The following is a 13,992-nucleotide window of genomic DNA, read 5'->3' on the forward strand; positions in this document are numbered from 1 at the left end:
GGACCTGCGTAGCTACAGAGATGACATTGATATAGTTTGCCTCTTAATGCCATTTCTCGATCCTCACACCGGAATAGCCGCAATCATTCCATTAAATGCCGTTTCAGTCCGTTTCAGCCCTGTCGCCAACTCACCACGTAGCTGATTTAGCCGATCTGTCAACGGCTGAAGGATAACCCCTATGTCAACGGCTTCCAACACTTTCTGAATGCTCTCAAACGTGGCCTGAAGCGGCTCCTTGAAGGTAGACGGATCAAATTCGGCAACAATTTCTTTCGATAACTTGAAGGGTTCGTTTAACTCACTTAACAGTTGAGAAGGCTGTAAGGCAGCCACCAACCCCTTTACCTCGTCTACCAGATTTTGTAGTTGGACGATAATCGGTCCCGGGTCCAGGCCGACGATGATCGTTTTCACTTCGTCTGCAGCACCGCTCAGCTCATTAAGGATTAACTGTAAATCAAGGCCGTCCAGTCGTTGGAATAACCCGTTGAGTACCTCTTGCACCTGATGGGTAAGCGCCTGGGGGTCAAGCGAAAAGAGGGCTGTTTTCAACCGCTCAAAAGAGACTTTAATCTGCTCCTGCAAAATACGCGGATCAAAGTTCCGTAACTGCTGCTTGATAGCATCGTAGAGTTGATGGATCTCGGTAGTCAGGTTTAAGGGATTGGCTAATCGAAACACACGTCGGATGGAATCGGGAGAGACGTTCTCTTTAGCCCATATCGGAATCAGCGATTCCAGTTTTTCTCTTATCTCGGTGTTGTATCGGTTGATCAGATCCATCGACGGCTCAAGATGTGCCAGCGTGTTGATTTGTACCTGGGCGTGTTGCAGATCGTTCACGGCCTGCGTGATGGCAGCATTGCGCAACGGATTTAAGTCTTCTACAGAGGCAGACAATGAAACGTGTACCGGGCCACCATGGGCTTCAAAGGAAGCATGCATCGAATCGTAGGGTCCTTTAAGCGATGCGAGCAGTCCCCCCACGTTCAGTTGTTGGAGTAGACCGTTCACCGTGGTGGCCTTTTCTCTCACGACCTGAAAAACTCGCTTTGGATCAAAGGCATCCACGGCGCTGCGCAGAACGGCAAAGATCTCTGAGATTAATCCCACGTGATCCGATGTGAGATTGGCCAGAGGTGCGGCCAGCACATTGAAGATATCTGTGAGCGGTTTTAGCAGGATAGCCGGATCAAAGTTATCCAGTGCAGCCATGATTTTGTCGAATGCTCCCACCAAGGGGTTGAGCAGGCGATCCGGAGAAATCTTATCCAGTGCTCCTTTCACCTGATTAATTACCTCGCTCAATTTAGCTGAGAGCCCGGTGACGTCAATTTTTCGAACCTGGGCCTTGATATCGTCTATCGCTTCTCGCAGTGGGCGAATCAGTTCTACAGGTGAGATCTTATCCCATGCACCAGCCAGTTGGGCGTGTAGATCGATCAAAGGTTTAAGGAGCATGGCGGGTGAGACCCTGTCCAGTTCTTGTTGAGCACGCGTGTACCATTCATCCAGCGGTTTGAGCAACACTTCCAATTTGAGCGTATCCAGATGAGAAATAATCGGGGCAAACAGGTTGTCCAGCGGCTTAAGTAGCACCTCCGGTGCAAGCTGACCAAAACGTTGGAGGACACTCTCCACGCTGGTCTCGATTTCACCCAGGGCTTTTTTTGGAATCTCCAGCAACTTGTCGAACTCTGCCATCAGCGCATCGGTGATTTGAACTGAAAAGTCAATCTTTACCATCACTTCCACCGAGACCTTCAGGGCACCGATGGTAAATTCGTTCAATGATGAAACATCAATCTTCTTCAGCGTATCGCGCATCTCGTTGATCTGGGCGACAACAGGATCAACAATCGGATCGAAATCAATACTTCCCAGCGAACTCAGCATCCCTTCCAACTTCTGGCGTACCGCTTCGACCGTACCCGCCACGTCCAGGCTCTGAAGCTGATCATTGATGCCTTGCAGCATTCCTTGAAGTTGTGTTTTGACCTTCTCAATCTCACCTTTGACGGCATTTAGACCATCACGCACCTGCTGTAATGCCTGCCCGACGGTGTTTTTGAATTGATCAACTAAAGGCCGGATCGTCTCCTGCAGGGTTTGTTTTACACCGTTAAGGAAGTCTTCGATCTGTTGCTGAATGTGAAAGCGAAAGTTACCCTGTTCGTCGTAGCTTCCAAGCGTTGAAGCCATGGATCTCAGGGTATCCTTGATTTGCGTAAAGACAGCACGGATCGAGGCAATGGCTTCGAACAGTGCCCCGTCGAGCGCATCTAAAACAGATTGAAGCTGTTTTTGCAGGTCGGTCAGCTTCCCTGTCCATTGACTCAGATCGAATTTTCCAATCACTCCGTTGATTTGATCGAAAATCCCTTCGATCTTCTGTCGGATGAGATCCAGATCGAGTCCGCGGATTGCTTCTTCAATGTGCCCAATGGCTTGGGTAAATTTATCGCGGATGTTGCCCAGGTCAATGATCTCGATCTGCAGGAAGTTCTCGAATTGTTGTTGCAGGGCATGTGAAAGCCCATCGGCAGTGGCAATAGGTTGATCGAGGAAACGGCGCAGGGTCATAGTAATGGAAGCCAGGGCATCGACCAGTTGTTGAAAGCTGGCCCGCACAGAAGCAAAATGAGTCGTATTGGTGAAGTTGCCTTGCTCGAACTCGGTACGGACCCGGTCCATGGCGTTGATCAGATCGGCTTTAAGGGTGTTAATTGTCGATAGCTTTTCGGTCGAGATCGCCGCATCGAGATTACCCGAAATGACCAGGGCCAGGTTCTCGCCCGGCAAGATCAGCCGCACCAAATCGGTAACTTTCTCACGTAGATAGGCCAACAAACGATTTTCGAGTGTGCCGGGGTCACCCCGGAGGAGCGGTTGAATCTCCTCATATAACCTTTGAACGTTCTCGCTCCATTGCCTGATCTGGCCGAATTCGCCGGAGATAAACTCACCTTTGATCTGTGTCATTCGATCGGCTGCTTCGGTGATCAATTCCCGCGCACTGGGTGGAATAAGTGACGCAATATTTTGGAGCCCCTGGAGACCGGTCAGCAGTTGTCCAGAAAGATTGTCTGCGGAAAGGTTTCTGAGGCTTTCCAGCCTGGCATTAAGGGGTTGAATTAAGGAAGGTGGATCCGGAAAGGCGTTCACCGCCTGCCGGAATTGGGCTGATGCTCCTCCGGTCACTGCGTCGGTGTTGACCGAAACCCGGGCAGAAAAATTCTGATCCAGTTTTATTGCCAGAGACGCCGACAAATGGGATGGATTGATCTTCTCTAAAAGTTTCAACACCCCGGCGACTCCTGTTCCTGCGGCTTCATCTCCCAGCACGGGAGCCAGAATATTTGTTAATTGTTCTTGCGTGGGTAGCTGTTGTAAAAGTCCCATAAAGCTTTTCCCGATTCTATGGGCCAAACAAATTACGTAGATCGGTGACAACGGTATCCAGGCCCGTAGTAGCCGCTTTTATCCCATCCAATGCCTGACGTAAAGGCTGGGTGGGATCTCCAAAGTTAGGGATGGAGGACAAAGTATCTATGGCATTCATGGCCGTATCTACTAAATTCATGGCATCCTCCAAAATTCCGGTGTCCAGCAAATTTGTTGCAGGAGGCTCCGGCGGCTTAACATATTTTCGTAATTTGATCAGATACCGGAAGCTATCCGGGCTCCCTGAAACCTCCACAACCTCCAGATCTTCGATGATCACCTCGGTGATATCGGTTGCGGTGTTGATATCGGCCACGAAGGTTGTTGGTTCACCTTTATTGAAAATCTCTCGAATTCCATTCAAAAAAGTATCCCGAGCCTCATCCCCGTGTCTGGTACCGACGATCACAATGGCGTTGGGTACGGTTCCCATATCCTGGAAATAATTCCCCGCCAGACCCGGAACCCGATGCTCCACCAGCGCCCGGCTTTCCGAGGATTCGATGTACTCAATACCCTCCAGGGCAAAAGATCCCAGCATAGGTTTGATTTTCATGTGATATCAATCCCGTGTTGTAAAGCCTGTTCCCGCAAGATATGGACGATTTTTTCGGACAGATCCCTAAGGGACCCCATCTCCTTACCCTCCGAAGCCTCTACATCGATATTGAAAATGTTTTGAATCTCCACTTTCTCCGACGAATTGATAGGTGTTATCTTCTGAATCCGTTGGGAAGAATCAGACCCCCCCTGACCGGAGACAAAGGCGTGAAGCCTTTGAGCAATCTGTTGTCCGGTCATTTCAGGCCAGGACCGAGATGCCAGAGTACGGCCCGACAAGGTTGAAAAAGAGGTTTGATTCCTTCTTCCTCCTTCCTCTGAAGGTTTAAGTATTTCGGGTCGAGATGCTGATTCTAAGGCGTTACGCCATAAAGTTGGAGATAAAATTCCATTCCCCCCTTGATCCTTTTCAACCCTGGTCGATTGATTTAAATCCCCTTCCGGAATCCGAACCCCCTGGTTTAGCTGCCGGTATTCCCCAAGCTTCTTAACCAACAGAGAGGTAACTGGTTGTCCCTGTCGATTACGCCTTCTAAAGACGACATCCCTTTGCTCTTTCCATGTTTGCTTGGGATTTAACCGGGATGCGGGGAAAACCGATTTCCGACTTTGGAATGGAGCTTTCCATAAATCCAACGGATCAGAGGACTTTTTCGCTAAAACCGGGCTTAAAGAGAGCTTTTCTCTTTCCAGATCAACAGAAGAATTATCCTGAGAAGCAAATCTCCATCTATCCAGAGTAGCTGTCTCCATGACCTTTTCAGATTGTTCCGGGTATTGAAGTAACTGTCGTAAACGCCCGCTCATTAAGGTCAAAACGCCACCTTCCAGGACATCTCTGGGAACCTGGGTCTGTAAAACACAGATAGCATCCATAGCTTTTAAAAAGGTACCCAGCGGTTTAGTTTTTAGACAGAGCTCGGAACGTAACCTTGAAGGACCCGTAGCTTTTACTAAAAATCTGGTAATACCGGTTCTCATCAAAATGGAGAAGTCTTTTTAGCCTGATTGAGCAATTCCAGGTAACTGATAATTTGCCCAACCGTCATTTCCTTCACCTGTTGGGGGGTCCAATTAAATTCCTTTGCCAGCACAAAGAAGGCTTGTACGATGGGAGACTCAGTTATTTCTCGCATTTCATCTTCAGTTGTACTCAGGCCACTGATATGGTTGATGCGATCAACGAGAAAGCGGACCAGTCCACTATGCAGGTCTGCAATTTCATTTTGTTTAAGTTTAGGCTCTACGACGGCCCTCTGAATCATAAGCACGGAGGTCAAGACTTCATCCTCTTTGGCGGCTTTGGCGATGAGTTGAACATCCTTTACGGTAAGGGGTCGAAGCCTGATCTTTTTTCTGGGTTCACCCTCGGGGGGCCTACCGTCTGGCGTAGGATACAGGATTTCGGGTGGAATCTCGATTTCAAAGGTCATTTCTTTGCCGGCTAAAAGTTCTTCGGGGGTAATAAACATAGTTTTTCTCTCCTAGGAAACCTCATGGATTTTGTTTAGATCACCTCTTATGTGGGAACTTCAGTATCCTGGATACTGATGCGTTTGGCTTTGAAAGATAGTTTTTCAAGGACAAAGTCATCTTCCGGTAAGCTAAATTGCCAGGTATCGAACATGACGCCGTAAACCGTTAGAATACTATTTCCTGCATCTCCTGGGGGCATTAAATTGTCGAGGATAATTTTCATATTGAAACTGGGGATCCTAAAACCGGTAGTTTCTTCATTTTCAGCATATGGGCCCAACATTAATTTTAGAAGCGCGCCGTTAATAAAAGCCCGCTCGACCGTTCCCTCGATGATAATATTGCCTGCCCTTAACTCCTTGGGAGCCCGAGAACCCAGTTCGTGAAAAAATTTAACTTCCGTTGAAATTTGGATGGATACGTTGGTCACCCGACCTACAAGCCCGTCTTCACCCAGGTAACCGGTAAAGACACCCGTATCCAGGCCATCTGGATCACTCAACGTCAAAACCCCATCGGTACCATAAAAAGCATGGGTATTAAACATGGTAACCTCCTCAGCTTAAGTTCATGATAACGCGGATCACGTCAATACTGAAGGTAGGATTGAGATCCATAACCACCAGCACTTCTCCTCGAATCTCCATGGCGCGATCTGCCGAGACGGTAAGTTTGTATCCGGTCAGAAATTCCCGGAGGATCAAATCCGATAGAAAGCTATCAAGGGTGGTGCGCAGGTTTTCCCTCACCCGCCTGTTGTTTAACTTGCCAATATATTGGTTTGCACCCAGGCGGGTACCTTCTTTAACGTAGTCCACGATCCGACGCAGGGTAATTTGTTTAAATGCTTCGTCATCGGTGGTAATCCCTTTAACGACCCGGATACCCCGCTTTTTCTGTAGGGTAAGCACACGGTTTTGTACCAGCGCCTTCAGCTCACCGTAATTGTACTCCATGGCCAGATCCTCAATACCGGCCAGGGTCTTATTGGTCAGGCTGATGTGGGGAGATAAAGAACTCAGCTTACCGGCTACAGCCGCTGCGGCAAAATAGGGGGGCAAATCTACTACCTGGCCGGTTTGAGGATCTTTTTCTCTAAGACCCGGTGCTACCAAAACAATCCGCTTATCGGCAATTTCGTTGGCATTCTCCAGGATCTTTTCCATTTCACTGCTATCGGTTCCAACCACGGCCATACGTTCACGACCCAGATTTTCCGTCTTTTCCACATGACCCAAAATGGCTGCTTTGATATCTGAGAATTTGAGTCCTGCGACCACCACGATTTGTACATTTTGCTCGACCAGGTTATCCAGAGCAGCCTGGAAATGACTTAAGGATACCGTTCCGTTCTCCCCCCCTGAAAAGGCCTCAAATCTTGGGGTTGTCTTGGGCAGGCCATCTCCTTTTGTTTCGACGACCTCTACCAATCTGGAAGGATTCTCTTCATCCTTAAGCCGTTGAGCCAGGTAAGAAATGCTGGGAACGATATAAACTTCCTGAGTATTGCCATATCGTAAGGTAACTTTTCGCAGGCTTTCTTTAGGTACCCAGTAGCTGGCCAGTACCTCTGCCGTTGAGGAGGGCGGGATCGCAAACGTCAGCGTACGATTGGTTGGATTCACCTGAACTACACTGGTAGAAGCCTGGGTTTGCTTAAGCTGATATTTTTTCGCTAATCCCTGCTCCAGGACTACTACACTGCCTATACTCGATTCTGCACCGTTACCACCTTCCGCGGCCTGCGGTTGAAGAATTTTCTGGGCTGAAAGCACAAAAGATCCGTTACTGCGGGCAACCACTTCCTTACTGACGAGTTCCTGGACTTCAGCCTCCTCAATCCGAATCTGTAGTCGATTCCCCCAGGTACCCGGGGTCCTGGCTTTTAAGGTCAGAACCGGAGCATTACTTTCATTGGATATCTGATAGGTTGCTCCCCTGGCTGTTTTTTCGTCCAACACCCGTTGCGCATAAACGGTACGGGCTCCATTATCAAAGAGAAATTTGAGGGCTCGAACTAGGGTGAGATTACTTTCCCCTCCTTTCAGGTCCCATTCCTCTATTTCCCCAAACCTGGCCCGCCCTTCCTCAAAACTACTCAGGTTTTCGATCTTACTACTTCCCATCTCAGCCGTTCCGATAATACCCACGTTTCCCGTAGCAATAGCTCCAATGGTCAGAAGCCCTTCAGCCCGGACCTCGATGTAAGTACCGGGAAGGATAGTTTCCGTAATAACTTCGGCCATAAGGATACCTCTCTAGGTTTTGTTGGTTGACGGTGGAACAGAGTAGGTCAAACGTCCTCGTTTGATAACTAATGACTCCGGGGGATGTTGCCCCATATCCACATCAATTCTCTTAATAAGACCGCTGCTCACTTCCCGACCTTCCTCAGACTCAAATACAAATCTGTAGCCTAAGGGTTGTTTCCAAACAGGGAAGGGTGAGCCAACCGATGGATGATGTAACACGTTTTCCACAGGCTCCAGACGTGCAGGCTGGAGCTTCACGAATCCTTTTTGTTTTAACAAGGCAGGATTGAATTTCAATTTATTTTGAAGTTTTTCGGAAATTTCCTGGACCGAATCCCCGTTGTTGGCCCATATCTCCAGCATCAAGAAGCCCCTGTAGGTCTCTTCCAACACTTCGCCTTTCTCCCCATCTCCGGTACGAATCAAACGCCCGATTCCTGTGCCCTTATAATCTTCAATGGTTAGGGACATGACAACGGCTGGAATCTCGCTGCCGGTGGAAGGTTTCTTCACTCCCAAGCTTCCGGCAGATAACACAGGCTCCGGAGAAGCAGATAAAACTTCCACAAGTCTATCAATTATCCGGTACATCCTCCCGTTAACTCAAATAGACAGGTTTAGGGTTCTAATTCCTTTTTCCCCTGGGTTTTGTCGGTCAGTTCACGTAAAAATACCTTTATTTCTTTCAACCGATTTTTATTCAGTCCGTAGATTTTTGGAGAAGGGAGGATTTCTCGTTTTATCAACCATCCCTTTGAGACCAAAAAATCAAGGACTTCTTGAACGGCTTTTCCATCTATTTTAGCCTGACTTTTTGGAGTCCACCACTTGAGAATCCCTTCCAGGGTATCTTTTGCGTCAGGGTGTTCGGTTAAGTAATGGAGAATTTCTTCAATCAATTTCTGACGAGCCCTGAAAGATTCTTTTTCCTTTGGAGAATTCATATGTGACAGAGAAGCAAATAGAATACCAGGTAAATTTGATTTTTAACCCCTTCATTTATAAGAACTTCTGGCTCCCTCTGAAGGGGATATGGCTTATGAACCCCACCGGTTTTTCGGTTGTTTTTCCAGGAAATCCCCTGGGGTAGAAGAAAAGAGAAATGGAGGTAAATTTACCTCAGAAAGTGAGGGATACTTACCGCAGTTTCTGAATCCAGAAAGGGGGGGTTGAATCAAAGGGATGGGGCTACAGGAAAAGATGGATCCGGTTAAGTTCGAAAGGTATCTCGATGCAGGTTATATTTGTGAAGAAGACGTTGGAAAGTCCGACGTTCTTTTTTAGCCTGTTTGGCTGCCCGGGAGATATTTCCCTTATGGACCATCAAAAGGTGAGTCAGATAAGTCTGCTCGAATTGTCGGATGACCCGAGCTTTGGCTTCCTGGAAGGATTCCCCGGTTGGAGCTTCATTACAATAGGAAAAGGGGAGTTCGATGTCATGGGGTTGGAGAATCAGGGCAGACGTCAGAATGACTGCTCGTTGAATCGTACCTTCCAGTTCTCGGATGTTTCCGGGCCAGGGATAGGTCAGAAGTTTTTGTAAAGCAGCGGGAGAAAAGCAAAGAGACCCTCGACCATATCGTTTTCCATATTGGGCGAGAAAGTGATGGGCCAGCAGGGGAATGTCTTCCATTCGTTCCCGAAGGGGGGGAAGGTGAAGGAAAAGAACATTCAAACGATAGTAAAGATCTTCTCGAAACTGCCTGGTCTGAATCTGCTGCCTCAGATCGGCATTGGTGGCGGCGATGATCCGAACGTCGGCGGTTAAGCTTTTGGAAGTGCCCAGGGGGCGGTACTCTCGATCTTGCAAGAAACGTAACAGTTTAACCTGTGCGGAAACACTCAAACTATCCACCTCATCCAGGAAAAGGGTTCCACCCTCTGCCTCGGCCAGAAGACCCTTCTCTGTCGAAGAGGCATCGGTAAAAGCTCCCTTTACGTGCCCGAAGAGTTCATTTTCAATCAAATGCTCCGGCAGGGCCCCGCAGTTAACCGGGATAAACGGTTTTCCTCGCCTCGGACTTTGATAATGGATCGCCCGGGCTACCAGTTCTTTACCGGTTCCAGTCTCGCCTGAAATCAAAACCATGGCATCGGAGGAAGCAATTCCAGGAATCTTTTCAATCACTTGCAGAAAAGATTTACTTTCACCGATCAAGGTCTCCCGATAAGGTGGTAGATTGATCTCTCCAGCCTGAGAGGTAAAGGAGGTTTTTCTTTTACTTTGAAAAACGCGTTGAACCCGTAAATAAAGGTCTGTTTCATTGAACGGACAGGAAAGAAAATCGTCTAGATTCTCCAGCAGGAGCTGAAACGCAGAGGGGGAAGTGGTTTCTCCGGGACAAAAAAGACCGAAAATAGGAACCGAATTCCAGCTTCTTCTGAGAAACTGGATCATTTCAGCAGAATTCTCCACTAAAGAAGGCCGAAAGAGGATCATATCCAGGGAAAAGGATACCTTCTTAGGTGGAAAACGGGTTGTGGTGTAAATTTGAGGTTTCATAGCAGATAGGGAATTACTTATTTGCTCAACCAGTCGCTTACAAGGATTTATAGAACATCTGTCTGGATCCAGGTCGATGAGTAAAATATGTGAGAAATCCATTTTGCCCTCCTTTTACCTATCCAGGGTATGGATTCTGTCTCGTAATAAAGTAGGACCCTTAAAAATCACCCGGGTGTAATCTTTCCAGACACTCCCCTCGACCTTATTGAGGTCCTACCCCCGGATCTTTGGGTTCCGGGGGATCTGATTCTAGGAACCCTTTCAGAGCTTCTGGGGTTATGGAGTCTAGACTGTTCAATTTTATCCTGTTTCCATACTTTGACCTCCCTTTACCCGGGATGAAGTTTTTGCCTTTTGAGATAACTCAAGCAAGCCTTATACCACTTTTAACAGGGAGAACCTGATCCCTTATCCCTTCCGACGCGGGAAGGGGGAACTTGGGAATGACCTGGGTTCCCACTCCCCCTCCTTTCCCTCGCAGGGAAGGAGAAGTGACGAGGCGTCTGCGCACACAGAGGGTCAAGCTTTTCTGTCTTATTCCGGCGCATATGGAGAAGGGAGAAGGGGACAAGGAATTACAGGAGGGCACTTCCTTTTCCGATAGTCTCTATTATAGAGACAAAAAAATTCAATTTTTGTCCGGGTAACTTATCCTGGGCTTATGACATGTTTCTGCTTTGAAGACAGAATGTTTCTTTAAAAGAGACAAGGATGGCCTTACGATGGTAAGGGCGACCGGCCGGTCACCTCTCTCATCTGTGATTCGTCTTCCCACAGTTTCAGTATCGTATAGCCGTCGGATAAAAGCACGGTAAATTTGTCTCTATACAAGGGTTCAAATCCCAGGTCGGTTGTATAAAACTTGATCCAGGTCTCCAGATCAGTTACCTGGAGTTTAATATAATGTTCTTCATGATTGCTTAGATTCATAGTTTTGCCCTCTAAAATCTAAACAGGAAGATAAATTACAACTATTTTCATATATCTCTATCGCAATGATCATACCAACTGGATTAAAAGGTTTCTTTTCCTATGAAAACCCCATAGAAGGGAGATTTTTACCATTCTTGACCAATAACCGAAGTAAAAGGTTATTTTTTTTATGAAATTTATTTCATAAAGTCTGAATTATTTATCAGTTTTGTATTACTTTTATTCTTCATAAGATCAGTTGATAAGTTTATACTTATCTCAATCTTGTTAAATTACCGAACAAGTTTCAGTGGGGTGACCCGTTTGGAGTAAATAGGATCTTTTAAGGTTAGAATCTCCTTTAACGGTATCGAGTTATCCTTCCAAGCGTTTGGTAATTTCCTTTCTAGGAGTCTATAAAGATGATAAAAGTATAAACAAAAGGGTCTTTAACAGCTAAAACTGTCTAATAGTATCGGCAAGGCCATCCAGAGTTGGAAACAGAGATGAAAAATTTTATAGCTACGTTTCTTATTGACACCGGCAGGAGTCAAGATACAATAAAGGTATTTTTACAGTTAATCTCCCGGAGAGGTCGAGAGGGGAGGAAAGGGATAGAATTTCCTGGGAGTTTTTAAATGTTCGGACAGCTTTAAAATAAAACCGATTAAAGGAGGACGGAGATGAAGATCTCGATGTTTCATCTGATGCCGTATCGGGATCTCCCGGTCGATTTTGAACGGCGGTATCATTCCGTATGGGTGGATCCCCCCTGGTGGGAGCTGGCAGATGCCCAAAAGGTTGGGCAGTATTACAACTGGACCTTGGATGAGTTGATTTATGCCGCTCAGGCTGGTCTGGATGGGATTTGCGTCAATGAGCATCATCAGAACGCCTATGGTTTTATGGCCAGTCCCAATTTAATGGGTTCGGTGCTGGCCCGGGCCACCCATAGTATGGATGTAGCCATTGTACAGATGGGATCGACCCTTCCCACCACGATCCCCCCCATTCGCATTGCAGAAGAATATGGTATGTTAGATTGTATCAGTGGAGGCCGTTTAGTGGCCGGGATGCCCCTGGGTACCTCCATGGATGCTAATCTCTGCTATGGGATTTCTCCCATGGAACAACGGGAGCGTTATTATGAAGCCCATGATCTTATTCTAAAGGCCTGGCAAGCCAAAGAAATTTTTGCCTGGAATGGCAAGTATTACCAACTCCCCATGGTGAATCTTTGGCCCCGTCCCATTCAACAACCCCATCCGCCCATCTGGGTACCGGGTCTTGGGAGTCTGAGTACCTGGGATTTCGTTACCCGACAGGATTATTGCTATTGTTACCTGAGCTACTACGGCAGTAAACTGAGTCAACGGATCATGGATGGATTCTGGGAATTTGTCGAAGTCCGGGGACTTGAGCCTAATCCTTATCGGGCAGGATTTCTGCAACTGGTGGTTGTTTCCGAGACAGATGCCCGGGCTGAGGCCGAATACTTTCCCCACATTCGCTACTTCTACAACAAATGTCTCCATATTGCGCCGGAATTCTACCTGGCGCCGGGTTATCTGGATTACCGTAGTCTGGAAAATTCCCTCAAGAAGGGTTTTATAAAAACTCAGCGGGAGATTAGAGAGAAGATTCATCATTGGCAGTATAAAGATTTTGTAGAAAACGGATTGGTCATTGGAGGTAGTCCGATTTCTGTACGGGAACAGTTGGAAGAGGCGATCCGGAATCTCCGGGTTGGTAACCTAATGGTCTTATTACATATCGGTTCTATGCCCCATGATCTGACCTTGAAGAACATAGAACTCTTTAGTAAAGAGGTTTTCCCCCATCTGCAGGATCTCTGGGACGATCAATGGGAGAACAAGTGGTGGCCGGTTCAACTGCGTAAGAGGCGCCAACCTGTGGGTGGAGCCTCCAATAGTAAAATATCTTTTTAAAGGAAAAATCAAGATGATAACGGTGAAAGAACAAACTGTGAAGGTGTGGGGGGATCAGATTCAATCCCGGATTAAAATGGCAGGGGAGGGATCTCCCCTGGTTTTCTTGCATAATGCCTACGGCCTGGTTTGGGACCCATTCCTGGATAGCCTGGCTCAACATTATACGGTCTATGCACCTGAACATCCCGGGACAACACCGGGTAACTCCGAGGCCATTCGATTTTTAGATAACCTTTGGGATCTGGTGCTATATTATTATGAACTCTTTGACCAACTCGGCTTGCAAGCCCCGGCCGTTGTAGGGCATTCTTTCGGAGGTATGGTGGCTGCTGAGGTGGCCGCCACCAACCCGGATCGGGTGAGCCATTTAGTGTTAATCAGCCCCATAGGGTTATGGCGCGACGATACGCCGGTTAAGAATTGGATGTCCATGGCACCTGAAGCGGTGGCCAGAGCCGTCTTCTATGATCCTGAAGGACCCTTGGCAACCCGATTTCTGTCCGTGCCGGACGATCCCCAGGCCCAGGTAGAGGTCCAGATTCAGAGGATTTGGACGTTGGGTTGTACAGGTAAGTTTGTCTGGCCTATTCCAGATAAAGGACTTAAGAAGCGTCTGCATCGTATCCATGCACCTACTCTCATCATCTGGGGCCAACAGGATGGGCTGGTATCCCCCGTCTATGCTCGGGAATTTGCCCATTATATTGCCCATGCCCGGGTAGAGATCCTGGATAAGGCAGCTCACATGCCTCACCTCGAGCAGCTTACAACCGTTTCCCATCTGATACGAGATTTCTTACAAAGATAGGAGGAGAAAGTCCAAAGGATATTACCTCGTAAAGTTAATCTGGATAAATCCTTAAAAGCTCCGTCAAGAACTGATTGT

Annotated in this window: 12 protein-coding genes; 2 read left to right on the top strand and 10 right to left on the bottom strand. The window is 47.4% G+C overall.

What is annotated here, in order from left to right; all coding sequences use genetic code 11:
- Positions 1-63: 63 nt before the first annotated feature.
- The 10 genes from VNM22_09565 to VNM22_09610 all read right to left on the bottom strand — a co-directional run bounded on the left by VNM22_09565 (position 64) and on the right by VNM22_09610 (position 11,172).
- A complete protein-coding gene (locus tag VNM22_09565) occupies positions 64-3,405 on the bottom strand; it encodes a hypothetical protein (GenBank protein ID HWP47395.1) in 3,342 nt (1,113 codons plus the stop codon).
- A 16-nt stretch (positions 3,406-3,421) separates the two neighbouring features.
- Positions 3,422-4,003, bottom strand: a complete 582-nt coding sequence (locus tag VNM22_09570; protein ID HWP47396.1) for a hypothetical protein — start codon at positions 4,001-4,003, stop codon at positions 3,422-3,424.
- Entirely contained in the window at positions 4,000-4,989 is a 990-nt protein-coding gene (locus VNM22_09575; GenBank protein HWP47397.1) for a hypothetical protein, read from the bottom strand. Before VNM22_09575 ends, VNM22_09570 begins: the two co-directional genes overlap by 4 nt.
- On the bottom strand, positions 4,989-5,480 hold the full coding sequence (locus VNM22_09580) for a hypothetical protein (GenBank protein ID HWP47398.1): 492 nt from the start codon (positions 5,478-5,480) through the stop codon (positions 4,989-4,991). Before VNM22_09580 ends, VNM22_09575 begins: the two co-directional genes overlap by 1 nt.
- Before the next feature lie 47 nt (positions 5,481-5,527).
- Positions 5,528-6,031 (bottom strand): hypothetical protein, encoded by a 504-nt coding sequence (locus VNM22_09585; protein HWP47399.1) that lies wholly within the window; start codon positions 6,029-6,031, stop codon positions 5,528-5,530.
- A 10-nt stretch (positions 6,032-6,041) separates the two neighbouring features.
- Positions 6,042-7,730 (bottom strand): phage tail sheath C-terminal domain-containing protein, encoded by a 1,689-nt coding sequence (locus VNM22_09590; protein ID HWP47400.1) that lies wholly within the window; start codon positions 7,728-7,730, stop codon positions 6,042-6,044.
- Between the two features lie 12 nt (positions 7,731-7,742).
- Positions 7,743-8,327 carry a hypothetical protein gene (locus tag VNM22_09595; GenBank protein ID HWP47401.1) on the bottom strand — a complete coding sequence of 195 codons (585 nt, stop codon included), beginning with the start codon at positions 8,325-8,327 and terminating at the stop codon, positions 7,743-7,745.
- Between the two features lie 26 nt (positions 8,328-8,353).
- Positions 8,354-8,680: a hypothetical protein gene (locus tag VNM22_09600; protein HWP47402.1), complete on the bottom strand. Its 327-nt coding sequence runs from the start codon at positions 8,678-8,680 to the stop codon at positions 8,354-8,356.
- A 266-nt stretch (positions 8,681-8,946) separates the two neighbouring features.
- Positions 8,947-10,341: a sigma-54 dependent transcriptional regulator gene (locus VNM22_09605; protein HWP47403.1), complete on the bottom strand. Its 1,395-nt coding sequence runs from the start codon at positions 10,339-10,341 to the stop codon at positions 8,947-8,949.
- A gap of 618 nt (positions 10,342-10,959) precedes the next feature.
- Positions 10,960-11,172, bottom strand: a complete 213-nt coding sequence (locus tag VNM22_09610) for a VOC family protein (GenBank protein ID HWP47404.1) — start codon at positions 11,170-11,172, stop codon at positions 10,960-10,962.
- A 665-nt stretch (positions 11,173-11,837) separates the two neighbouring features.
- Here VNM22_09610 and VNM22_09615 point away from each other — a divergent pair.
- Both VNM22_09615 and VNM22_09620 read left to right on the top strand, forming a co-directional pair.
- Positions 11,838-13,103, top strand: a complete 1,266-nt coding sequence (locus tag VNM22_09615) for an LLM class flavin-dependent oxidoreductase (GenBank protein HWP47405.1) — start codon at positions 11,838-11,840, stop codon at positions 13,101-13,103.
- Between the two features lie 13 nt (positions 13,104-13,116).
- Positions 13,117-13,914 carry an alpha/beta hydrolase gene (locus tag VNM22_09620; protein HWP47406.1) on the top strand — a complete coding sequence of 266 codons (798 nt, stop codon included), beginning with the start codon at positions 13,117-13,119 and terminating at the stop codon, positions 13,912-13,914.
- The last annotated feature ends 78 nt before the right edge of the window (positions 13,915-13,992 follow it).

This window comes from Candidatus Limnocylindrales bacterium (assembly GCA_035559535.1).
Lineage (GTDB): Bacteria > Moduliflexota > Moduliflexia > Moduliflexales > JAUQPW01 > JAUQPW01.